Annotated in this window: 22 protein-coding genes; 8 read left to right on the forward strand and 14 right to left on the reverse strand. The window is 41.3% G+C overall.

The annotated features are described in order from the left end of the window. Positions 1 to 3 precede the first annotated feature (3 nt). From C0V70_RS09310 to C0V70_RS09325, 4 genes are all read right to left on the reverse strand, one after another. Positions 4 to 618 carry a tRNA-uridine aminocarboxypropyltransferase gene (locus C0V70_RS09310; RefSeq protein WP_158649628.1) on the reverse strand — a complete coding sequence of 205 codons (615 nt, stop codon included), beginning with the start codon at positions 616 to 618 and terminating at the stop codon, positions 4 to 6. Further along, positions 605 to 1,336 carry a 1-acylglycerol-3-phosphate O-acyltransferase gene (locus C0V70_RS09315; RefSeq protein ID WP_158649629.1) on the reverse strand — a complete coding sequence of 244 codons (732 nt, stop codon included), beginning with the start codon at positions 1,334 to 1,336 and terminating at the stop codon, positions 605 to 607. Before C0V70_RS09315 ends, C0V70_RS09310 begins: the two co-directional genes overlap by 14 nt. Before the next feature lie 56 nt (positions 1,337 to 1,392). After that, positions 1,393 to 2,466 carry a tyrosine-type recombinase/integrase gene (locus C0V70_RS09320; protein WP_102243590.1) on the reverse strand — a complete coding sequence of 358 codons (1,074 nt, stop codon included), beginning with the start codon at positions 2,464 to 2,466 and terminating at the stop codon, positions 1,393 to 1,395. Positions 2,467 to 2,583: 117 nt separating this feature from the next. Further along, the gene (locus tag C0V70_RS09325; RefSeq protein ID WP_102243591.1) at positions 2,584 to 4,623 is read right to left on the reverse strand and encodes a hypothetical protein; all 2,040 of its coding nucleotides are present in this window, start codon (positions 4,621 to 4,623) and stop codon (positions 2,584 to 2,586) included. A gap of 123 nt (positions 4,624 to 4,746) precedes the next feature. Here C0V70_RS09325 and C0V70_RS09330 point away from each other — a divergent pair, with 123 nt between their 5' ends. From C0V70_RS09330 to htpX, 5 genes are all read left to right on the forward strand, one after another. After that, on the forward strand, positions 4,747 to 5,361 hold the full coding sequence (locus C0V70_RS09330) for a DedA family protein (RefSeq protein ID WP_133566744.1): 615 nt from the start codon (positions 4,747 to 4,749) through the stop codon (positions 5,359 to 5,361). Between the two features lie 50 nt (positions 5,362 to 5,411). Further along, a complete protein-coding gene (locus C0V70_RS09335; RefSeq protein ID WP_102243593.1) occupies positions 5,412 to 6,767 on the forward strand; it encodes a KamA family radical SAM protein in 1,356 nt (451 codons plus the stop codon). Between the two features lie 3 nt (positions 6,768 to 6,770). Continuing rightward, positions 6,771 to 7,757 carry a DUF2817 domain-containing protein gene (locus tag C0V70_RS09340; RefSeq protein ID WP_102243594.1) on the forward strand — a complete coding sequence of 329 codons (987 nt, stop codon included), beginning with the start codon at positions 6,771 to 6,773 and terminating at the stop codon, positions 7,755 to 7,757. 1 nt (position 7,758) lies between these two features. Further along, positions 7,759 to 8,487 (forward strand): alpha/beta fold hydrolase, encoded by a 729-nt coding sequence (locus C0V70_RS09345; protein ID WP_102243595.1) that lies wholly within the window; start codon positions 7,759 to 7,761, stop codon positions 8,485 to 8,487. 172 nt (positions 8,488 to 8,659) lie between these two features. Continuing rightward, positions 8,660 to 9,577, forward strand: a complete 918-nt coding sequence (gene htpX, locus C0V70_RS09350; protein WP_102243596.1) for a protease HtpX — start codon at positions 8,660 to 8,662, stop codon at positions 9,575 to 9,577. Here htpX and C0V70_RS09355 read toward each other — a convergent pair. The 3 genes from C0V70_RS09355 to C0V70_RS09365 form a co-directional block, all read right to left on the reverse strand. Further along, positions 9,574 to 10,530 carry an NAD(P)H-dependent flavin oxidoreductase gene (locus C0V70_RS09355; RefSeq protein ID WP_102243597.1) on the reverse strand — a complete coding sequence of 319 codons (957 nt, stop codon included), beginning with the start codon at positions 10,528 to 10,530 and terminating at the stop codon, positions 9,574 to 9,576. The two genes, htpX and C0V70_RS09355, sit on opposite strands and share 4 nt — an antisense overlap. Positions 10,531 to 10,547: 17 nt before the next feature. Further along, positions 10,548 to 11,168 (reverse strand): sensor histidine kinase, encoded by a 621-nt coding sequence (locus tag C0V70_RS09360; RefSeq protein WP_102243598.1) that lies wholly within the window; start codon positions 11,166 to 11,168, stop codon positions 10,548 to 10,550. A gap of 94 nt (positions 11,169 to 11,262) precedes the next feature. Further along, positions 11,263 to 12,045, reverse strand: coding sequence for a class I SAM-dependent methyltransferase (locus C0V70_RS09365; protein ID WP_102243599.1), 783 nt, complete (start codon positions 12,043 to 12,045; stop codon positions 11,263 to 11,265). A gap of 79 nt (positions 12,046 to 12,124) precedes the next feature. On the opposite strand from C0V70_RS09365, the gene C0V70_RS09370 reads away from it, so the two are divergent. Next, a complete protein-coding gene (locus tag C0V70_RS09370; RefSeq protein WP_102243600.1) occupies positions 12,125 to 12,865 on the forward strand; it encodes a hypothetical protein in 741 nt (246 codons plus the stop codon). On the opposite strand, the gene C0V70_RS09375 is transcribed toward C0V70_RS09370, so the two are convergent. The 5 genes from C0V70_RS09375 to C0V70_RS09395 all read right to left on the reverse strand — a co-directional run bounded on the left by C0V70_RS09375 (position 12,812) and on the right by C0V70_RS09395 (position 17,628). Continuing rightward, a complete protein-coding gene (locus C0V70_RS09375; RefSeq protein ID WP_102243601.1) occupies positions 12,812 to 13,729 on the reverse strand; it encodes a hypothetical protein in 918 nt (305 codons plus the stop codon). The two genes, C0V70_RS09370 and C0V70_RS09375, sit on opposite strands and share 54 nt — an antisense overlap. Next, the gene (locus C0V70_RS09380) at positions 13,722 to 14,552 is read right to left on the reverse strand and encodes a helix-turn-helix transcriptional regulator (RefSeq protein ID WP_102243602.1); all 831 of its coding nucleotides are present in this window, start codon (positions 14,550 to 14,552) and stop codon (positions 13,722 to 13,724) included. Before C0V70_RS09380 ends, C0V70_RS09375 begins: the two co-directional genes overlap by 8 nt. Next, complete coding sequence (locus C0V70_RS09385; protein ID WP_102243603.1) at positions 14,546 to 15,391, reverse strand: alpha/beta fold hydrolase; 846 nt, start codon at positions 15,389 to 15,391, stop codon at positions 14,546 to 14,548. The genes C0V70_RS09380 and C0V70_RS09385 overlap by 7 nt, the downstream gene beginning before the upstream one ends. Before the next feature lie 78 nt (positions 15,392 to 15,469). Beyond that, a complete protein-coding gene (locus C0V70_RS09390; protein WP_158649630.1) occupies positions 15,470 to 16,813 on the reverse strand; it encodes an HD-GYP domain-containing protein in 1,344 nt (447 codons plus the stop codon). Positions 16,814 to 16,857: 44 nt separating this feature from the next. Next, positions 16,858 to 17,628 carry a tRNA (5-methylaminomethyl-2-thiouridine)(34)-methyltransferase MnmD gene (locus tag C0V70_RS09395; protein ID WP_158649631.1) on the reverse strand — a complete coding sequence of 257 codons (771 nt, stop codon included), beginning with the start codon at positions 17,626 to 17,628 and terminating at the stop codon, positions 16,858 to 16,860. A 43-nt stretch (positions 17,629 to 17,671) separates the two neighbouring features. On the opposite strand from C0V70_RS09395, the gene C0V70_RS09400 reads away from it, so the two are divergent. Next, a complete protein-coding gene (locus C0V70_RS09400) occupies positions 17,672 to 18,367 on the forward strand; it encodes a hypothetical protein (protein ID WP_133566745.1) in 696 nt (231 codons plus the stop codon). On the opposite strand, the gene C0V70_RS09405 is transcribed toward C0V70_RS09400, so the two are convergent. Continuing rightward, positions 18,368 to 20,083, reverse strand: a complete 1,716-nt coding sequence (locus C0V70_RS09405) for a hypothetical protein (protein WP_102243607.1) — start codon at positions 20,081 to 20,083, stop codon at positions 18,368 to 18,370. A gap of 102 nt (positions 20,084 to 20,185) precedes the next feature. Beyond that, complete coding sequence (locus C0V70_RS09410) at positions 20,186 to 21,175, reverse strand: tyrosine-type recombinase/integrase (RefSeq protein WP_102243608.1); 990 nt, start codon at positions 21,173 to 21,175, stop codon at positions 20,186 to 20,188. A 78-nt stretch (positions 21,176 to 21,253) separates the two neighbouring features. Here C0V70_RS09410 and C0V70_RS09415 point away from each other — a divergent pair, with 78 nt between their 5' ends. Further along, positions 21,254 to 22,054, forward strand: a complete 801-nt coding sequence (locus C0V70_RS09415) for a response regulator (RefSeq protein WP_102243609.1) — start codon at positions 21,254 to 21,256, stop codon at positions 22,052 to 22,054. Positions 22,055 to 22,213 lie beyond the last annotated feature (159 nt).

Below are 22,213 nucleotides of genomic sequence, written 5' to 3' on the forward strand. Positions count from 1 at the left end.
AAATTAATTTTCGAAGGCCGTTCTTCCTCTGACAACTCTTTCAACCATTGTATCAAAGACCAATTCCATATCGGTTTTTAGTCCTTCTTGGTTTTCCAGAATATGAAGAGCGCGTGTAATCGCTTCGTATGTAGATAATCTGTTTTCATCACTTGATTTGCGAAGCTTGTAGCGACCAGGCTCTCCAGGTGGAAGTTTCACACACTGAATGCCTGCAAGCCCTGGTTCACGACGGTAAGTTTTGACCGCCTGAGACCATGTCCCGTCAGGAACAATCAGATGAAATTTTTTATCTTTATTGGCCTCCATAAAATGAGCGTTTAATTCAATCGCATCTTCATGGGGAAAAAGATAGATCGGGGATTCCTCTGCGTTTAGTTTTAATGAATCTATTGAAAAAGGTTCATTGGGAAAACCACGCAAAGAGATCTGGCAATTAGGTAAAACAAGTTGAGCGAGATTTGCAGTGTTGGAAGTCAGATGTCTTTCACGGTGATGCATGATGATCGATACGCGTGTCTTAGTTGGCACCTCGCGGATGATGTCGCAAAAACATAATGACTTGTGAATTTTACAGCGTAAGCAGCGCTTGCCTTGTGTGGATCTACGCTTGTTCATAAAGAACTTTAGCTTCAGCATCGATGCGCTCGATGGCCGTTTTTAGAACCTGGTAACAGTGATCTTTTAAACGATCAACATCATCTAAAGTCATGCCTGCAGTTTGTATCGGTTCAAGAACTTCTTCAATAACCACACCTGCACGCCACTTATTTAAATCCATTGTCTGAATGTAATTACTCCAGGCAACTGGAACGATGGGAACTTGAGCTTTAATAGCAGTAACAAAAGGACCTTTTTTAAATGGTAGAAGTCCACGTCCTCTTGAACGTGTTCCTTCTGGCATAATCCAGATTGAAAGATTTTTTTCTTTGATGCTTCTTGAAGCAGTATCCATTGTCCCGAAGGCGCTTCTTTTGTTCCCACGGTTGATCAGGATGTTTCCTGAGAGCCAGTAGAAAATTCCAAAAAACGGAATAAAAAGAATCGATCTCTTTCCAATCGTCACAATTCGCTCAGCGATCATTTTAGAGCCTAAAATAATATCCAGGTTGTCCTGGTGATTACTGATAAATACACATGGGCGCTCTCTTAATAAAATCTCGCGGTTTCTTACGATGATATTTAGACCTAGAATTTTATCCCCGTGTTTGATCAGGTTCGCTGTCAGCATCAAACTTTTTGTGTCAAAAGGTTTAAAAAGAGCGCGAAGTGTTCCAAGTGTGGCCGCAATAACCACCCAAATGGCAAAAAGTGTAAGTCGAATAATTTTTAACATAGGGGGCATTTTTGCATAAAAAACACGCGAATTAAAGGGGAGATCTGGTCAAATCCCTAGTGATAACGACGCGTTTTCAGGGAGAGTGTGCGCTTATCAATATAAGTCTGGGTGATTTTTGCGTCTTTGTGATTTAAATAATCGCGAACAAACAATAAATCTTTGGACTTCATATAGAGCTCAGTGGCGCAGGCCTTTCTGAAACTATGGGGTGTGATTTTGGTCGTTGTTTGGTTGTCGGGGATAGCGCGCTCAATGATTTTTATAATCTTGTTGTACATCGCTTTGGAAGAGTAAGGCCTCCCCTCTTTGGTTTGGAATAAAAAATCTCCGACTAAGTTTGTGTTTTCCAGATAAAAATTGAGATTTTTAAAAATCAATTCATCTTTTTGAATCACTAATGTGTGCACGTATCCACCTTTGCGATCGAAGGTGATTGTCCGCGATGTTTTATCGAAATTTGAAATTTTTAAACTGCAAAGCTCACTTAAGCGGATTCCGCCATAGTATAAAAGATATAAAATCAGGCGCTCGTTTGTCCTAAATGTTTGCTCTTCAATTTTTTTGAAATCTTCTTTAGTGATCATCGTCGTCGGAGTGACGTCGACTTCCTTAAGAGTAATTGCGTGGATTTTGCTTTTAACGGGGTTTTTTAAAAATTTATTGGAAGAGTCTTCGTGTGTTTCTTTCAAATACTCAAAAAAGTTTTTTAAGCTCGATAAATGGCGTCTTCTGGATGAGACACTCATGGCGTCCTGAAAAAAGAGGAGATATCTTTCGGTTCTTTTTTTAAAGACGGCCTTTCCGATTAGATTTTTAAACCAATTTAAAAACCCGCCGTTTTTTTCCGTTGATCCGTCAGGATTTCTGACGATTTCCTGGTGGATTTGGCCCCCATTTCCTAAAAACTCTTTATATTTCCCGATGATTTCGCCATTAACTTTTTCAATTTTGAGCTTCTGATCGTGCTCCAGCCACTGAAAAAATTTAAGCAAATCTGCTCTATAGTTTTTGATCGTGTGTTCCGATTTGTTTAATCGACGAAGATTTTGCAGGTATTCTTCCATCAGAAGATGCGATGGATTTTTAGGGATAGTATCTTTATTTTGAGCGGTCGTCGTCAGTTCCAATCTTTTTAAATCCTTTTAAAAATGATCGTCCAGAAGCTAAAAAAGCTACATATAATTTATATTATATGTAGCTTTTGGTATTTAAGTCAAAGATATTGTTGATTTTTTCTGTAATGGCTAATTTAAGCCCAAAATATCGTCCAACACTGTGTCTGAGTCGCGTGAATCCTTAGTCGCCTCAGTATTTTCTGCATTTTCCATGTCGTGATCAGCATCTGTCACGCGCAGGTCGTATGAGCGATCGGAAATTCTCGATTGAACGCGAGTTAGTTCATTATAAAGAGCGCGGTAGTTTAGCTTCCCATATTCGTAATCAACAGCTTTGATATCTTTTGCCGTCATTTCGACTTTTAAATAGATCAGTTCTTCTAATTGCTCTTGTGGGAGTAGAGAAATCAGGAACCCAACTCCGATTTTGTCGAAGATTCCGTGCTCGTTAAGTTTAACCAGCTTCTTAGTCATAATCTCAGAATCGTCTTCTTTGTTCTGAAGGATCGTGTAGATGTCGGAAGCCAGGTTGTGAAGACGTTCTTGTTTAATGAAGCGACCGATGAACAGGAAGTCTTTTAAACGCTCCCATGCCGTGTTTTCTTCACTGTCATCTAAGATGTGCTCTTTTTTCTTCTGAACTGTGTAGGCGATTAAACGTTTATCGATTTCAGCAAGACTATAACTCTTAAGGTAGTTAAAGCCCTGGGCCTTAAGAACCAGTTGCATATAGATGCGGGCATCTTTTTTATCTACACCAGATTTCCAGGCATCAAGGTCGATCTTGTCACCAAACATCGTTGGAACTTGTCCGATCATGAACTTTTGAACAATTCTTTGCTCCTTTGAGCTTAAGAATTTATCTTTGCGCTCAAAAGTTACACCGTAGTCCGGGTTTTTTGCTTTTGTGTTTTCAGCATTCAGGCGCGGGATAAGGGCGAAGTTGTTTTGGAAGCTTTGGTCTTTAAGGTCAAAGATCCACTTTCCAAACTTCTGCTCCATATACTTTGAGTATGTAGGGTAGAAGAACTCCAGGTTGTTTTCATTCTTATCGATGAACGTCACCTTGCTTTCTGTGTAGGCCTTATCTTTTTTGTAGCTCATGAATAAAAGGGCCATCTTTAACTTGTTTGTGTGCCCTTGGTAGTCAGTGAATCCTTTGAAGATTCTGGTGATACGACGATCTTTTGGGTCTAGTTTTTTGTCTGCTTCAAAAACTTTTTCCGCTTTTTCAAATGAAGACACAAGTTTGTCTTTTAGTTCAGAAGCATCAAGCTTGTTGATAACAACAACGTCTTTAAACTTTAGAGTCGTCTTTAGGATTTGGTCGTAAGCTTCTTTTGCTTCTGCATTTTTTAAATCGAAAACGTAGTCTACGATAAACTGCGCTCCAGGGTTAACTGAATATCCCATTTGTACCAGGTCGCGGTCAAAGAGACGGTCGATTTGACGGTCAAGCACTCTCACTCCAAAGAATTTAAATGAAACACCCGCTCCAGCAGTTGTTCCGCGGTCGTATCCACGACGAGAAATCATTTTTAAACGAACGTGAGTCTCATCAACTTTAAAGACCTGAACGATAAACTCTCCACTTAGAATCCAGTACACACCTGCATTTGCACTCACTACAACTGGAGTTACAGTTGAAGTTGAAACACCCGCTTGAACAGCGATGTTCAATGACGCTGGCATAGAAACGAAATCACCAGGTTCTAGATTTTTAAGAGCTAAATCAGCTGAGAGTGGAAGTCTTTTTGGACTGTATGGTAAGGCCTTTAGAGCGGCCTTTTTTTCTTTGAATTGTCTTACGAAGAAAAAGCTGTTTTGACGGTTAACTGAGAACGAAAAAGGAAGTTCAACAAAATTCTCGACGATATCGCCGACGTTAATGTTTGCTTTTAGATCCCACTTATCAATTCTTGTATAGTATTGATCCTGATAAGAAGCTTCAACTTCATAGCGGTATTTACCGGCGATGTTTACACCTTGAACAAGGTCAAAATCACCGAGGTCAGCGCTGAAGTTGATATCGAGATCAGCAACTTCTTCGCGGATTTTTCCGGGAATGTCCTTCTTTTCAAGGTAATCGCCAAGTCCGGCATTGGCCGTTTGGGCGAAAGTGACAGTAAGAATCGACGCTAAAAATAGAGCTAATTTAAGCTGTTTCATAAAGTTTTCCTTCGAGTGTATAGGGCATACTAACTCTTTGTGGCGCTGTGTGCCACGTTTGAGGGAGGAGTATGTATTTTTTACTATGTGGTGCGAGCGTCTTTTGCTAAAATCTTTGAAGTCATGAGTTTATTAGACCCACTTCTAGCGATCGCCACCGATCCTTTAGCATTTTTCCAGTTCTTCGGCTACTGGGGACTGGCCGCAATTTTATTTGCGGAGGTAGGCCTTTTTGGATTTTTCCTACCTGGAGATTCACTACTTTTGACCCTTGGTCTGATCTCGGCCAAAGGGGATATCGATATCAATGTCCTGATTCCATCGCTTCTAGTGGCCACTATCTTAGGGGATCATTTCAGCTACTTCTTGGGCCGCAAATTCGCCGATTGGACCAGAAGAAACATGAATAAAATTCTCCTGGAGGAAAAGCACCTAGAGATGGCCCACCAGTTCTATTTGAAGCATGGCGGGAAGACCATTCTCTTCTGTAAATTTATCGCCTTTGTCCGTACCTTCGCCCCATTCATCGCGGGGACCAGCAAAATGAACTACCTTAAATTCACTCTTTACGAGGTGGCAGGAGCTGTCATCTGGGTAGTGGGAATTGTTGGGGGAGCTCATTACCTTGGTAAAACAGTCGACTTTGACATCACAAAGTACTTCCATTACTTTGTCATTTTGTTGATTTTTTTGCTTATTTCGCCATTTTTCTTAAAATTCTTCAAGAATAAGCGATAATAGAATCATAAAATATTTATTGTGTAGAACTGTTAAATCAAGGGGATTTGATGAAGAGCCCAAACGCACTTAAACCTGACTTACGACTAACCCTAAAGGATGGTGTCCATCGCGAATTCCGTTCAGATGATTTCTGGAGAGTGATTCCGGCATGGAAAGATGTCTCTAAGGAAGAGTTCGGCGATCATATGTGGCAGCTGAAAAACTCAATTAAAAAAGTAGAGCAGGTAAAAACTGTTTTAGGTGAATTATGTTCAGAAGAGTTTTACCAAGACATGCTTCTTGGACAACATAAGACACCAATGAACATCAGGATCACTCCTTATGTATTCGCGCTGATTGACTGGAAAGACCCGGTTAATGATCCGCTTAGAAAACAATTCCTTCCGATTGGTTCTCAATTCTTAGAAGATCACCCGTACTACGAAGCAGACTCTCTTCACGAAGATGTAGACGCTCCGGTTCCGGGTCTGACTCATAGATACTATGATAAAGTTCTTTTCCTTCCGACGACCATTTGCCCGGTTTACTGTTCATACTGTACGCGTTCACGCTTAATTGGTGGATCGACTGAGACAGTTGAAAAGGAAACATACGGGGTCAATGCCGCGAGAATGGAAGCTGCTTTTGAATACATCAGAAACACTCCACGTGTTGAAGACGTGGTTATCTCTGGTGGTGACGCTTTCATGTTAACTGCAAAACAAATCACACTGATTGGTGAATCACTTTTAGATATCCCACACATCAGACGTATTCGTTTTGCCACAAAAGGGATTGCGATTTTCCCTCAGAAAATCACATCTGATCATGAATGGTTTGAGGCGCTGGCCGCTGTTCATAAAAAAGGTCAAGCGATGGGGAAAGCGGTGTTTGTTCACACTCACTTTTCTTCTCCAAAAGAAATCACGATCTACTCAAAAATGGCGATGGATAGATTATTCCAGGCCGGCATCATCGTAAGAAACCAAGCGGTTCTTCAAGAAGGTGTTAACGATAACATCAACGACATGGTTCTTCTGATCCGTCAGATGGAATACATGAACGTTCAGCCATACTACGTTTATATCCACGATATGGTTCCAGGATGCGAGCACTTTAGGACAACAATTGCTGAAGCTGTCGCTCTGGAAAAAGCAATGCGTGGAACGACTGCAGGATTTAACACACCAACATTCGTGTGTGATGCTCCTGGTGGTGGTGGTAAACGCCATATTGCTTCTTACGAGTATTATGACCAGGAAAACGGGATTTCAGTTTGGACAGCACCAAACGTAAAACCAGGCGAAGTCTTTTTCTATTTCGATCCAATCAGAAAGCTCTCACCAGAAGCTCAAGCTCGCTGGGCCGATCCAAAAATGAGAGAGCAAATGATTGCTGACGCTAAAAAGAAGGCCGGATTCTAATTTATGTTTAAAGAACTTCAGGAAGTCGCAAAGCTCATCCAACAGGTTGAGCAATGCCTTCCTGATTGTCAGGATTTGGTTAGGACAGAAGTTCTCACCACCATCACTTATCAAAACGAATCATTTCCCATCCACGCTTTTGTTATCGGATCAGAGGATAAAACAGCACCAACACTAGGGCTCTTTGCCGGTGTTCATGGACTAGAGCGCGTAGGCACGCATGTGCTTTTGGGATTTTTAAAAAGTTTTTTCACTCAATGCCAGTGGGATACTTCTTTAAGAGAGTCTCTTAAAAATTTCAGGATTGTTTCTATTCCCATTATTAATCCCGTCGGGATGAAACTGCTTCGCCGCTCAAACGGCAACGGTGTCGACTTAATGAGAAACTCTCCGGTCGAGGCCGATAAAGGGCCTTGGTATAAAATGTACCGCGGTCACCGTTATGGGCCTAAGTACCCATGGTACAGAGGAGTTGCCGGGCAACTTGAGGCCGAAAATTATGCGGTCTCTGAGTTTGTAAAAAGAGAAATGTTCCCAGCCAAGATTTCCATGGGGCTCGATTTTCACTCGGGGTTTGGACTAAAAGACCGTCTATGGTTTCCTTACGCCAAAAGCTCTGAGCCTTTTATGTTTAGGGATATCGTCGATCGCGCGGTGGACTTATATGAGAACACTCATCCTCATCACATCTATAAAATTGAGCAGCAATCCGATTCCTATACAACTCACGGAGATTTGTGGGATTACCTATTTTTTGAATCGAGAAAATCTCATCCGGAAAATATTTTTATTCCATGGACACTGGAAATGGGGTCGTGGAGCTGGCTTAAAAAAAATCCTATTCAGCTTTTTTCTAAACAAGGTTTTTTCAATCCGGTGGTTGAACACCGTTTTCAAAGAACTATGAGACGCCACTACATCCTGATTGAATTTATCACCAGACTAATGCAAAACACGGATGCCTGGGTGATTAAAAAAGAGGAGGCATAAGATGCGCGCTCTTTTTTTAAGAGGACTCACTCGCGAAATCGCCCACTGGAACGGCCTTCCAGAACTGTTTTTTGAAAAAACGAAAATCCCGGTTCTTTCTCTGGATCTTCCCGGGGCCGGAATGTTTCATGAAATGACTTCTCCTCGCGATTTAGATTCTTATGTGGAGTTTCTTCGTCAAAAAGTCGGCAAGGGAGACCCGCTCATTTTAATTGGGATTTCAATGGGGGGAATGATCGCTCTTCGCTGGTCTTTATTGTACCCTGATGAAGTCTGCATGGTTTTTACTATCAATTCATCGGCAAAAAATCTCTCGGGACCATTGAAGCGTTTTAATTTAAAAGAATGGAGAGTTCTTTTAGAGATTCTACTTACTAAAACAGTAGAAAAAAAAGAAGGCCTGATTCTTAATCTCACCACCAACAAATTAGACGCCCAGAAAAAAGCGGAGATCCAAAAGATCTTTGTTCGCATTCAAAGTGAGAGGCCGGTTTCTGTTGTCTCAAGCCTCAACCAACTTTATGCTGCCAGCACTTTTAGAATTACCCAACGCCCGAAGGTGCCCGTAACGGTGATTTATTCAAAAGGCGATCGCTTGGTGGATTCAAGTTGTTCGGAAGAGCTCATTAGGCTTTTGGGCGCCAAAAAAGCTGTGCATCCGGACGCCGGTCACGACCTTCCCCTGGACGACCCCCAATGGCTTTTATCGGAATTAGCGAAGATTCCATAATTTCAGTACGATTTAAGTGAAGTATTCCTTCGGGTTTATTTAATAGATTTTCCCGGTAGTCCTGTTACATTTTAAGGTGAAGAATTGTTTACTATTTTTGACTTGGTAATCTTGACAGTAGAGAGATTGCTCCCAAAATATAAACATTAAAACTTATTGGAGAAAATAATTTATGAAACGTTGGCTCATCTTTGCGGCCGTATCTTTAGCGATCTCAATCACAATTAGCGTGATCATGTCTGCCCTGGGTATTGGTCATTACATCTCTCAAGGGGGAATTCAGTACGGCTCTCTTATGGCGTTCTGTCTTCTTTGGGGTATGGGTGGTTCTTTTATCGCTCTTTTACTTTCAAAACAAATGGCGAAGTGGACTATGGGTGTTCAAATCGTCACACTTGATGGTCCTCACAGAGGGATTGTTGAGAAAGTTCACCGCCTTTCTCGCCGTGCAGGTTTAACAGAAATGCCGGAAGTAGGTATTTATCAATCAATGGAAGTAAACGCCTTTGCTACTGGTAGATCGAGAAACTCATCTCTGGTGGCAGTTTCAACCGGACTTCTAAGCAGAATGAATGATGCTGAAGTTGAAGGTGTTCTTGCTCACGAGGTTGCCCACATTGCTAACGGCGACATGGTGACGATGACTCTGGTTCAAGGTGTAGTGAACGCCTTCGTTATGTTCTTCTCAAGAATTGCGGCCTTCGCTATTTCTCAGGCCCTAAGAGGAAATAGTGACGATGAACGCGACTCAGCTCCAAACCCATTCGTGAATATGGCGCTGGTTTTTGTTTTTGATATCATCTTCGGTCTTTTAGCAATGCCAATCGTGGCGTGGTTTTCTCGCTATAGAGAGTTCCGTGCCGATAAAGGTGGAGCTGATTTAGCTGGACGTGAAAAAATGATTGCTGCTCTTGAGTCTCTTCAAAGAGCGTACCCTCAGCTTGCAGCGGAAGGAAATAACGGCGACGGGAAAGCTGACCCGAACTTCAGGTCTATGCAGATTTCAAGCAAGGCCGGTGTGATGGCACTATTTTCAACTCACCCTCCATTAGAAGTGAGAATTGAAGCTTTAAGAAGAGGATCTGTTTAATCTAGTTTTAACGGAAGTCGTGAGAGAGTTTTTTGGTAATCGCTGATAAGCTCTTTCATGACTTCTTCCACACTCGGAACGTCTTTAATTAAACTAACAATCTGACCAATCTCTAACTCTCCGGCCGCTAAGTCACCATCGAGCATTCCCATTTTCGCACGGTACTTACCCAGGTGTTCGTTGAGTTTATTTTTTAACTCTTCACCGGTGAAGGTCTCCTCAATCGTTTTAATTTCCAGAGAGAATTGGTTTTGTAAAAGCCTGACGGGAACAGTCTTTCTCATCATGATTTGCGTAGAATGGGGGAGAGCTTCGAGAGCGAGTTTTTTAAAGTTCTCATGAGCACTTGATTCGCGGGTCATAAGAAAGCGCGTGCCCATCTGAACCCCGTCAGCTCCTAAGGCCATAGCAGCGGCGATAGAGCTTCCAGAAGCGATTCCTCCAGCGGCCATTAGAGGCAGAGAGATCTTTTCTCTGACTTGTGGAATAAGAGTCATTGTAGTGATTTCTTCGCGCCCGTTATGGCCTCCGGCCTCAAAGCCTTCAGCAACAATGCCATCAACTCCGGCCTCAGCGCATTTGAGAGCGAGCTCAGGAGAACTGGTCACGTGAACAACGATGGCGCCTTTTTGTTTTAAATAAGAAGTGAACTTCTTTGGGGAGCCGGCAGAAGTAAAAAAGATTTTGACCCCTAAATCCAAAGCGCAGTCGATTTGTTCCTGAGCTTTTTCATACAACAAGGGGACGTTGACGCCAAAAGGTTTTTGAGTGAGTCCCTGGACCTTTAAAATGTGCTCTTTAAGAAGATCAGGCTTCATAGAGCCCGCGCCAATTAAACCTAATCCTCCGGCGTTTGAGACGCTTGCTGCGAGCTTTGCGCCTGAGACCCAGACCATTCCGCCCTGGATAATAGGATATTGAATACCAAAGAGGTCAGTGATTCTATTTTTCATAGTTCTAGAGTAACTGATTAAACTTTTTTAGGAAAATACAATCTGACGATCATTCCCGACTGATCCAAGCGGCGCGCCCATTCAACCTTGCCGTGAAGGTTCTTCATGTTTTGCATCATGATCTCTTTGCCGATTCCGTGCGGGATAATAGAGACGTCATTAACAGATGTGTACTCATCTTGTTGCTGCTTGCCAGTACCATTGTCAACGATCTCATAAATGCAGTGAGTGCCATTATCCAAGAGCCTGATGATGGCCTTGGTTGATTGTGCTTTTACTGAATTATCAAGAGCGTTTTCGATGACCTGAAATACTTGCTGGATGTTGAGTTCAATATGGAAGAGGTTTTGTGGTTTGTAGTCGCGGGTTTCGTTTTTAATTTGCACAGGAAAAAGAAGCTGGGCAGTTTCTGTGAGGAGATCCATCTGTCGGATGAGCTCCTGGGGAGTGTACATAATAGGAGGATACTCATTTGTCTGTTGGAGCTCTCTGTAGGCATCGTTGATGAGTTCAGAAATTCTCACAAGGTTAGTTCTGATTGGGTAGAACTCCTCTTCGCCATACTTCTTGGATAAAAGCGCAGTGTGACCTGAAATTAAGGTCAATTTATTTCTTATATCGTGTAGATAAGTCAGCATGTGCTTTGCATTCTCCGGGGTTCTATTATATTACCCTAGTATTCCTCCAGGAATGAGTCAAGAGAGGAGAGTCCTTGCCTAGTTCAAAAACTATTTAGCCTGTTTTACGGGCCTTAATTAAATACTTAGTAGCTGCCATCACATTGCAATCGTCTTGCATTTCATTCAAGTATGCCCTGCTAAAGTCTAGGTATTTATTTTCGTCGGGAAAATATTTAGAGAGATGCCCTTTTCCTTGTTCAAGTCTCATGCGGTTATTTTCCATTTCTAATTTCAGGCGTTCACCTTTAAAGAAGAAAGTTTCAGCATCCCAGGCAATGTCTTGAAAGCCATTTTGTTTTAGGAATTGAGGGATCTTGCGGGCAATCTCAAAATCCTGAGGGAGTTTGGATTTTAGTTTTTTGAGATCTTGGTTTAGGGAATCGTCTTTAGTGTAGAAGTTAAAGAAGATGTCATCGAAGTTAATGATATAAATCAGGCCACCGGGTTTAAGGATGCGGTTTAATTCTTTGATGATGTTAACCGGGTTTGGTATGTGTTCGTAAATGTAGCGGCAGATAATAATATCGTATGTATTACTTGCAAAATCTGTATTTTCAAGTGAGCGCTTAAAAAGGTGAACTTCTTTTTGTGAATTAAACCTTGCTTGCGCCTGCTTAATTCTTTCTTCTGAAAAATCTACTCCGTGAATAGATTTCATTCCTAGAGAAAGGAGTTTCTCAATAACATTTCCGTTTCCACAGCCAGCATCGAGAATAAGGGCTTCAGGGTTCCACTGAAAATGGGCAAGTTCTTTGTCTAAATCGTAGACATCTATTTTATTTTGAAAGTCTAACCTCATGTTTTCATCTGTATGTTCAATAAGGTAATTTTTCATTATTTTTTTTCCCGTTATAATATTCAAACCCAATAGCCTATATTGTATGCTAATTGGAATTTTTTGTCAGGAGGTAATATTGTTCCACGATAAAAAAAAATTCAAGGTAGTAGTGATAGATTATCCTATTTTCACCTTGGATGATCCATTTTGTTCAAATCTTTTAGGCAAGGCCTTGAAGATGAAGTTCGATGGATATGAAGCGGCCTATGGCAATAACATCTTGCCGCTCGATAAGGCCGATTTTTTTGGAACTCATATTATTTTCTGTGAAGAAACACCAAATGAATTAATCCCTATCTTTGCTTATAAAGCGACACCTCTTAACAGGTGTCTGGATAATTATTTTGAATTTCCGGGGCTCTCTTTGATGAAATCAGATGGTGACCCGAGTTGTGTTGAGGAGATTAACCGCATTATTGCAGAGGTTAATGCTCCTGAGCTTATTTCTTTTGATTCGTCATGGGCACAAAATTTGGATTACAGGCAGGATCCGGAACTCAAGGAATGGCTTAAAGAGGTTATGATGATGGTGATTGTAAAGCACCACGAAGAATTCAATATCCCTCACATGATCACTTGTGGTGTGGTGAAAGTTAAAACGGATCAGTTCTTTTTAAAAATTGGTTTAAACAAACTTAATGATAAGGCCCATTTTTATCAGAAAAACTTAAAAGGGTCTGAAGCCGTTATTTTTTACAACAATAAGTTTTCATTGATTGCTAATCAAATGGCCTTTAAGCATGCTGGATTGTGGAGAAATAAATTACTGATAGATGGTCTTAGAGTCAGAGAGCTTAGAGCGAGAGGCGCGGCCTAGGGATTTAAATGGGGTCATGTCCATTAGGTAGCGGTTTGTATTGTCTCCATTTTGAAGAGAGGCAATCTGAGTGATGGGAGAGTTGAGCCCATACTTGTAATAAGTCATGCTGGAGATGACTCCCATTCTGGTCAAGCAGACCTCGCGGTTTCCGAATTCCGTAGAGTTGATTTTCATTTCTTCCAGAACATGCTTTCTTGGAATGGCATCAATGATGACGTGATTGCCAATAATGCTGTCGATTTTGTAATGATAATTTTTATCAAAGAGATGAGTGCATTCTTCAAAAAAAGTACTCACGACATCTTCAATTGTTTTTGGAGTTGTCAGTTTATTCTTTAGGAAATCGCCACTGACGACATGGGGAGTTTGTTGTCCCATGGCCTTGTACTCTTTGTCTGAAAACTTATAAGTGTTATTTAGGTAACCTACAATGTCTGAGATGAGGTTTACATTCACCTTTTGCTCAGATCCATTAAAGATCTCATCAGTGAGGTTAAATTTACGGATTAGGTTAACCTTGGCGCGAAAACCTCTGACCATCTCCAGGTAGCTGATGATGTTTTTAACCGGCTGAAGCTCGCTGTAAGTGGCATAAGTATAGCGCTCGGGCAGCATAGTCTGCCCGGTGCTTGATTCGATTTTGATTTTGAATTCTTGTTTTAGCAGGTCTTCAAAGTGAAAGTTCATGCGCTCAGAGAACTCGAAAACACAATTTAAGGGAAGGAAAAAGGCCCCTTTTCTGTGTTTTAAATAATCCTCATAGGATAACCCCAAAGTTTCAGCAAACTCCTGATCTGTAAGAAGGAGACTGTCTTTGATTTTTTCCAGATTGCTCCAGAAAATCTGGGCTTCATTAAGCATAGAGGACTTGCCATCTCTGATCTTTTTTCACTTCCGTGATTTGCGGAGCTGAAACTTTTACGTTTTTTGTCGCTTTCATAATGTGGTACGGGTACAGGAAGTTGTAGTTCATTACCAGGTCTGACTTTTCAAGCGATTTGACGAATGGAAGGTTTTTCTTTTTAAGGTTGATGAAGTACTCACCCTTGTTTCCGAATTCGTATTCAAGGATGTTATCGTTGTCATTATTGATAATAGAGAAGATGCCATCAGATGAATCCAGTGCCATAAGATCCTTCATTTGTCTTCCAAGCGCGTGCTCAAAGTTCAGGTCTAGAAGAGCTACTGACTTAGCGTTGATTTTATTTTCTTCAAGGAAAGAGAAGAAGGTATCAGCAAACTCAGTTGTCAGCGGGTGGTTTAAAATGAAGAAGATCTCTTTTGAGATTTTGTTGTCTTTTAAAAACGACTCAAATGATTTGCTGTGGTTTTTCATCAGGAAGTCATAAAGAGGGCGAATCTTTCTCACATTGAAGATGTAGTTATTTTTTGAGAAGTCAAAACCTGGGGCCAGTGATGAACCTTCAGTTTTTAGCTTTTGGAAAGCGGCCTCATCGAATTCCACACCACTGTATGTGAAGCAGTATGGGTCCTGGATGTTGAATGCTCTTAGGAATCTAAACCAAAGGCCAAGCTCCGGGCTCATAGCTGCGGCTTCAATTTTAGAAATCGTTCCTTGGGTAACGCCTAGGATAGCTGAAAATTCTGTCTGCTGAAGACGGTGGAATTTTCTTGTTGATTTAAAAAGGGCTGCGATGCTGTAGTTTGATTCTTTACTTACCATAACTGACTCTCGTGTTGTTTAGTGTTCACATTATTTAAAATATATTTCTTCTCAAAAACGTTTTTAGCAAAATCCGAAAGCATTTTATTAAACACTACACCTCTTTCAATCTGAGGTGAATGGCCCGCATCGATTTCTTTTATCTGAGTGTTTGTTAACTCACTAGAAAACTCGCGTCGGATATAATCATTATTAATCAGGCTTTCTTTACTTGCCACTAAAAACATGACATCGCCATAAAAAGAATTGATCAAGTTTATTTCGTCTTCGTGGATGTTAGATATGACGTCAGCCAAAATACCAGTGCGAAAACGTGGATCACTCTTTAAAAAATCTTCTGTCGCCAAAGTTTTTTGAGCGCCGGTATAGTTCAATTCCGTCATTAAAAGTTCGATTTCCGCTGCAGTTGGGTTCTCAAGAGTGAGGGCAACACCATTAGTATTGCCTGTAAAAGCACTAACATCAAAAGGTTTTTTCAGTGGAGGCGTACCAAAAAGAAAAAGTCCGTCAGGGTTAAAATTTTTTAATACGTTAATTGCTACGTGGCCGCCTAAGGAGTGCCCTATAAGTATAATATTGTTTAGTCTTAGGGCCTGGATAAATTCTGAGATGATTATTCCGAACTGTCTTAAACTGTAGGTTCCTTCTTTTGACGACTCTCCATGACCTGGAAGGTCTACAAAGATAAGACGAAAATTCTTCAGTTCGTCCGAATCCATTTGGTTAGAAAAGGATCTGAGACTGTGCGAGTTCCCGTGGATAAAAAGAAGAGTTCGCTCCTGCGATTCATTTTTTTCAACGTAATGAATAGACTGTCCATAGGCCGTAAATTTCTTCATAAGGAATCGTCCCGTTTTGGGCGTGATTGCCCAGGGTTATTATTCCTTTGTGAATCAGTTTAGGAAAGACTTTTGTAATTATTTCTTCTTTTTTAAGGTGCGCTCAAGGGCCTTAATGATAATGGCCACATCGGGGCTTGGGTAACGCCTGAATAACTCTTCCGTGATTGGTTTAGGTTCCCCGCCGTTTTCCTTAAAGCGCATCAGCTCCAAAACGAAATGGTGGGCAACAATAAATACTTTTGAGAGGTCAGGGAGCTTCTCAATGGCGTTAGAGAAGCCTTTTCCATTGAAGGCCCCATGGTGGTGACGGATGATCTCATCGGCCCCAACGGGTGCTTCCGGGTGATTTTTAATCAATTGGGCCGCTTCGTTGGCGTGGTTAAAGACCAGGTCCCAGTCAGATTCATTCAAATGGGCCTTTTCCAGTTCCTCAAATGAATTAATATTGGCCAGGTCATCGCGGTCGGTCAGCATAATGTCATGGAAGAAAGAGGCAAAAGCGATCTTCTCGTTTGAGTTGTTGTCGTTGAGTTTTAGGTTCTTAATCACTTCACAGGCCACAACAGAAGTCATGTGGCTTCTTTGGTAAAGGAGCCCTGTTTTAGAGTTGATAACTTTATGAAGCAGGTTAGACATCTCTGGCGACTTCTCAAAGTTCTTCACCATGTTTTCAATAATGGTGTCAGTCAGCTGAATGGTCTCGCTATTAAAGCCCAGTTTCATAATTTCTTTAGTGGCAATATCATAAGACTCTCCCATGATCTGAATCTTTTGAGTCTCATCCAGATGAGGGGAATCAATCTTGTCTACCAGGCGGTTAGAGAGAAAAATAGCGAAGTTTTTATGGTGCTCTTTAGGAACGTGGAAGAACTCCAGTCCTTGCTCCAAGTAACGTTGAATAGAGTCTTTAGAAAACGAGTCGCCATTATGGATTCTTTTGACGTACTGGAATTCCGTCGGCGATTTTTTAATGCGGATAAAAACGTCACAGTTGACTGTGTCCAGGTTTAAAAAGTAACGAACCGGAACAGCAACGTAATCAGGAACAACTTTTTTGGCCAGGACTTCTTCACTGATTCCCAAAACCTTGGCCGAAGTCTGGATGACTTTTTCCCAGTCTTTATCGCTGGCAATGGCAATAGTGTGGTCGGTGCTTTTTTTTACTGCTCCACCTAAAGTCATAAGTCCGATTTCTAAATTGTTTTCGATAAGGTAGTCGTTGATGATATTGGCCGTGTCTTCACCTTCAATTTGTGAGTTGGTGATGATCAGGTCAATACTTGGCAGGATGGCCAGAAGGCTTAAAGTCTCCTGAGCATTCTTTCGATGAATGAGATCCACACCCAGATACGTTGTCAGGTTGACTGAAAGAAGATCGTTCATCGTTTTGTTGCTTTCGATTAAAATAACCTGGGCCATAAACATCCTTAAAAAAATAACTGAGTTCTCTCTTTTATTTTAACTTAGATGTCTCTTAATTCAAGTGCTTTGGACCGGGAGAGTTCTGCCGAGAGGAGCGGGTCAGTCGTGCCAATGAGGCGCGCCTTGGTCATGGTCTTTTTTTGACCGAAGCCCTTTGCATTCTCAATTTGCCAGCCAGTGGCCAGGAGGGTCTTTCTGATACTGACGGAAGAGCTATAAGTGGAAAGGTAGACTTCCGGGTGTGACATTTTCTTTAGGTCCTCAAACCATTCTACGGTCCAGAGAGTTGGGTTTTTCTTAGGGGAAAAAGCATCCTGAAAGATCGCCGTCATCATAGGGAGTTTGCCCATTTTATAGGCATGGGGAAGAGTTTTTCGGCCATCACCAATATAGACGGTTACTGATAAATAGAGCTCAGGCGCAATGGAGACGCGGGTCTGGTAAGTGTTTTCATACTTAGTAAAGTTGAGTTCTGGAAAGTTTGTTTGGGCCGACCAGAGAAAAAGGTCTTCATCAAGTTCCATCGACGTGTAAGAAAAGTCCTTAAGATTTATTGAGGGGATTTCTTTGGCCGTGGCAATCAGCGCTTTTAAACCCAGCCCAATTCCGAAACCGACATCGAGGACGTGAACGTTTTTGTTTTGAGCTATTTGCTCAGGTATGAAACATCCAGAAATATAATTGTAGAGAGTTTCGTTGTAGGCACCTGAAAGATTGTGGCAAGCCTCATCGAAATATTCAGAGTAAACTGTCAGAGTATTATCCTCAGTCTCAATGATTTTGTAGTTTCCTAATTTTCCCTTAAAGTCCATGAGCATCCATTAATTAATTGTCAAAAATGTCGATAGATATCTTATGAGGAAGTCTATGATCAATCGACAGCTTTACTTATTTTCTACGCTCGCACTTATCCTGTCTGGATGTGGTGGCGGGCAAGCGGGAAGAACCCCGGCTTCGACGTTTTCATCGTCGGCAGAAATGGTTAGTGTCGCCGATTTGACCACAGATCAGAGGGCAATCGCAACAAGAATCTGTTATGCCTATCAATCCAAAAGTGCTAATTTCCGCTCGTCTCTTTATTCAGGTGGGACTTTTAATTTTAGTGTGGACTATAAAGACTGTTCACAGACCAGAAAGACTTATGCCGTCAGTGGCATTTTGCAAGATAGTGGTTCAGGGTTAATTTATAAGTCATCAACGACTCAGGTCTTTGAACCAAATATCCAAACCAACAATTCAGGATTCCTGGCCCGTCTTTGCACTAAAATTCAAAACAATCAATCTATCAGCAATACCGCGACAGAAGGAACCGATCAGGTTCAGATCAACTTCTTTAAAGACACGATGGATGGGTACACGATCAAGTACTTTTCTCTGGATAAAGGTAAGATGGCACAAGTGGGCGCAGAGACTTTTAAAGTCAGGACCCAGTTTAACATTCAGCCAGGGCAAATCTTGGGAATGGATGAAGTCTACGCCGGCTACGAGGCCTGTTCAGGCACCGATAAAGCGGCCGAGCTCTTTCAGTATTTCACTGGTTTTAAGAAGTAATTAATTCTTTTTTTGCTGCTGCTCTTGCAACTTGCTGTTGTATTTGATGAAGCTGTTGTTGATCTCATTAACGTTCAGGTCAATGGTACTGTTGCCTTTATTTTCTTTTAAATCAGCTTTTTTGATTTGCTCTTGTAAGGCCTTGCCTTCGGCGCCATCCATTGTTTTTGCTTCAGCAAATAGGGAAGCCGTGTTTCTTTCGTTTGTGCCGCTCTTTTTGTCGTTTGTTTCCAGATAAGAAGACACGATGTTGTTAAACTGCATTAAATTTGAAAGATCAGATGTTCGCGAAGCCAGGTCATTTCTAATCTTTTCCAGTTTACTGATATCCTGATTGTCGATTTTCCCATCACTACTTGATGTTTTCGTTTCGATTTTCTTTCTCATTTCTTCAATGATGGCCTCTTTTTCATTCTTAAAGCGCGCTAAAATCTTAGACCTGATCTCTTCAATGGACTCCGCACTGGCCGTCAGCTTCTGGATTTCTTCGTCTTTAAATCCTTCTTCCTTCAGGTACTCGCGGACCTTTTCATCATCTTTTAGTTCTTCGGTGAGCATTTCTTCCTGGGCAAGCTGGCGCATCCCCAATTCGGCAAAGGCCACTTCATTAGCTGTTTTGTTGGTGCTTAAAAACTTCTTACAAACTTCGACGTTTTTAATGGTCTTAGTATCCACGTCCATACACTGATCAATTTCAGCGAGGTTGGCCTCATCCGGTTTTTTTAAAGAGTCTTCAACTTCTTTTTTAGTGATCTTTAAAATAGAGTCAGACGATGCTTTTTCACCATCTGTGACGATTTTCATATTGCTGGCGATCTGAGTGGTTCCTTCTTTTTCCAAAGAAGTGTAGAACTCTTTTTGTTTGTCGGCGATCTGGATGTTTTTTCTCGCTGTCTTTACATAGTCAGTGATTAAACAAGCGCGCTGTTTAGAGCGTGAATTGATTGTCTGGCCAGAGTCACCCGCATTTCCTTCACAGACTTGGGCCACATTAAAAATACAGCTCGTCCATTTTCTCGAACTGGCCGTGCCGGAAGCAAGGTCAAAGGTTGTGCTCTTAATAGATTTAAGATTGGTGTCTCGGTCTTCTTTGACTTCGTCCATTTTCTCTCTTAGAAGACATAAACCTTTGTCACAGCTTTTTGGGTCTGTATCCAGGCAGTAAGAAGTAAAAGCATTGATGATGGTTTTACCGAGCTCAGATTTATAAAGGTCGATGAATTTTCTGTGATCGACAGTTACAATAACGTTTTTATCTTTTTCGGCCGCACTAAGCGCCTTGTCAGGGTCGAGGATTTCATCGAGTTTTTTCCCGTAAAATTCACTCAAGGCCTGAACACTTGGGTCGCTGCTATAGTCAATTGAAGCGACTTGCGCGCTCGTCACCATATTCGTTTTACTGCTGGCCGGAGAACGTCCCTCAGTTGGTGCGCTTTTATTGGTGTCGGCATAGGTCTGCATGACCATCTTTTTTAACTCAGGTTTATTTTTGACGTTATCCCAAATACACGTCGGGATATTTTCTGAATAGGCCTGGTTGTTTTTTTTGCATTCTTCGTAGATTGGTTTTACACCCGGGACATCAAGGAGCTTTTGAAGAGAGTCATTCACCACAATATCGCCTTGAACGCCGGATTTTTGCACAGTCTTTTCTTTCTCTGCGGCGAAGGCAAATGAGCTCAGGAGAGTGAATGCCAGAAGAATTGATACTTTCATAGTCCCCATGGGGTTATTGTACCAAACCTATCGGCTATTCTTGTAAAAACTGTATTTTTAGGGGGAAATTCACTGAGAGCTGCCCATTAATGATGGCACTTTCTAAGATTCTTTTTTACCTTTCATAAATCCCAGCCCAAAGACTGGACTCTCAGAGAGTTTTTGGCGTCTTTTATTATATTCTTCAGTCGTTCTGACAGAGGCATGGCCCACGTCTTTTGAAACTTTATACAGGTCAACTCCTGCATCCAGCGCCGATCCAATGTAGCTTGCTCTGGCCGAGTGAGGGGAAATGCGGTGGTTGATTCCCGCCTTTTTACACCATGTTTTAATGATGTAATCCACAGACTTTGGATTGAGTGGCTTGATGATATGTTCTGGCTCTAATGGGTTTTTAGAAGGTCTAAAAATCCAATCTTCCGGATGAACAGCTTCGCCAGAACTCTCCAGATAAGAGATGTATTCCAGGATTATTTCAGCACATTTTGGGTGCACGACTTTAGTGAGTTGTTTTCCACCCTTGGCGCGGACTTCGATAATGTAATGGGAGTCTTTAGTATAAAAATTTTTGCGTCTTAAATTGATCAATTCCGCTTTACGAATCCCAGTCGTAAAAAGCGTGTAGATCACGGCCTTGTGTAAAAGCCCCGGCCCTTTTAAGTCATCAAGCAGTGATAGGAGAGTTCCGATTTCTTCATCGCTCAAATCGTTGGTTGGCTGGATCACTTCCTGGCGCGGACGCTTGATTGAAGAGCACGGGTTAAATTGAATCATGTTCTTTTCAATCAGGAAGTCGAAAAAACTTGAGTTCGCTGCTATCTTACGATTAATCGTTTTGGGTGCCAAATTATTGTCAGTTAACCAATTTCTGAAGGCCACGACATGAACACGCTTGATGTCGTTATAACCGTTAACATCTTTAAAATTGTCTCTTAAAAATTCGAAAAATTGAGTGATATCCAGACGGTAAGATTTGCGGGTGTGAGGCGATTCAAAATTGTTGAAGAATTCATACTCCAATTCAAAGTTGAATGAAGATTCACTTTGGTAAAGCTTAAGAGAACCATTATTTTTTTTCGCTGGAACGTTCATAGTTAACTTAATTATATTCTAGTCGATATGTTTATAAAGAAATTTTAAAATAGGCAAAATTGTCAGTAGGAGAGAGTCATGCCACATACTCAGGAAATTAACATCGCTCTTTGCTTTAGTGACCCCATGGAAGCGATGAATTTTAGCCAAAGGCTAGGGGAGATCTCCCCTAATGTTAACTTTGTTATTGGTAAAAACTTCGATGATTTTTTGAAGTCGATCGCTCGCCTGCCTAAAATTGATTGTTTTGTTATCGAAGAAACTTTTAAAGAATGTTCAGCTGTAGATTTAGTCGATAAATTGAAAAAAAGTCAGCGCTATAAAAAGGCCGTTGTGTCTGTGTGCACATCAAACCTTAAAAAAGTTAATAGTAAATTTCTTGAACTTGGTGTCGATTATATTTTTGACCTGATGACAAGTTTTGACGAAGTCAGCTGTCATTTAAAAAAGGCCATTTATAAAAAACTAACGCCGGTTATTCCCAAAGATTTTAACGTTATGGTCCTGGATAACAGCCCTGAGATTTTAGAGCTGATTTCCATGCATTTAGGCGAACTTGATCACGCTAAATATGACCTGTGTAAAGGCATTCAAGAGGCCAAAATCAACCTGGTCGATAAAGACTACGATATGCTTTTATTGGATTGGAACCTGGATGATGGAACTTGTATCGACTTGATCGAATTCATCAAAACCAGCGCCATTAGCCCGCGCACTAAATCTGCTTTAACCGTGGTTATCACCGGCCGCGATGATGTGGACGATATTATGACGTTGCTTCGATATGGTGTAAAAGACCACATTATCAAACCGTTTGATTTTAACGAATTTGAAGATAAGATTACATATGCCTTAGATAAGCATCTAAAGCGAGGCTAAGAGATGTGCCATGGACAGATGTTTGTGCTTCTGGTCACATAGCCTTTGGGGCTCTACCCGATAACTTCCATTATCGGGTAGACGGTTTCCGGCAGATTTTACCCCTTTTAGTGACCTTTAAAACCCTTCATAAACAAAAAAAGCTAACATTTCTGAGAA

Origin of the sequence: Bacteriovorax stolpii, from assembly GCF_002872415.1 — a bacterium.
Taxonomy (GTDB): Bacteria; Bdellovibrionota; Bacteriovoracia; order Bacteriovoracales; family Bacteriovoracaceae; genus Bacteriovorax; species Bacteriovorax stolpii.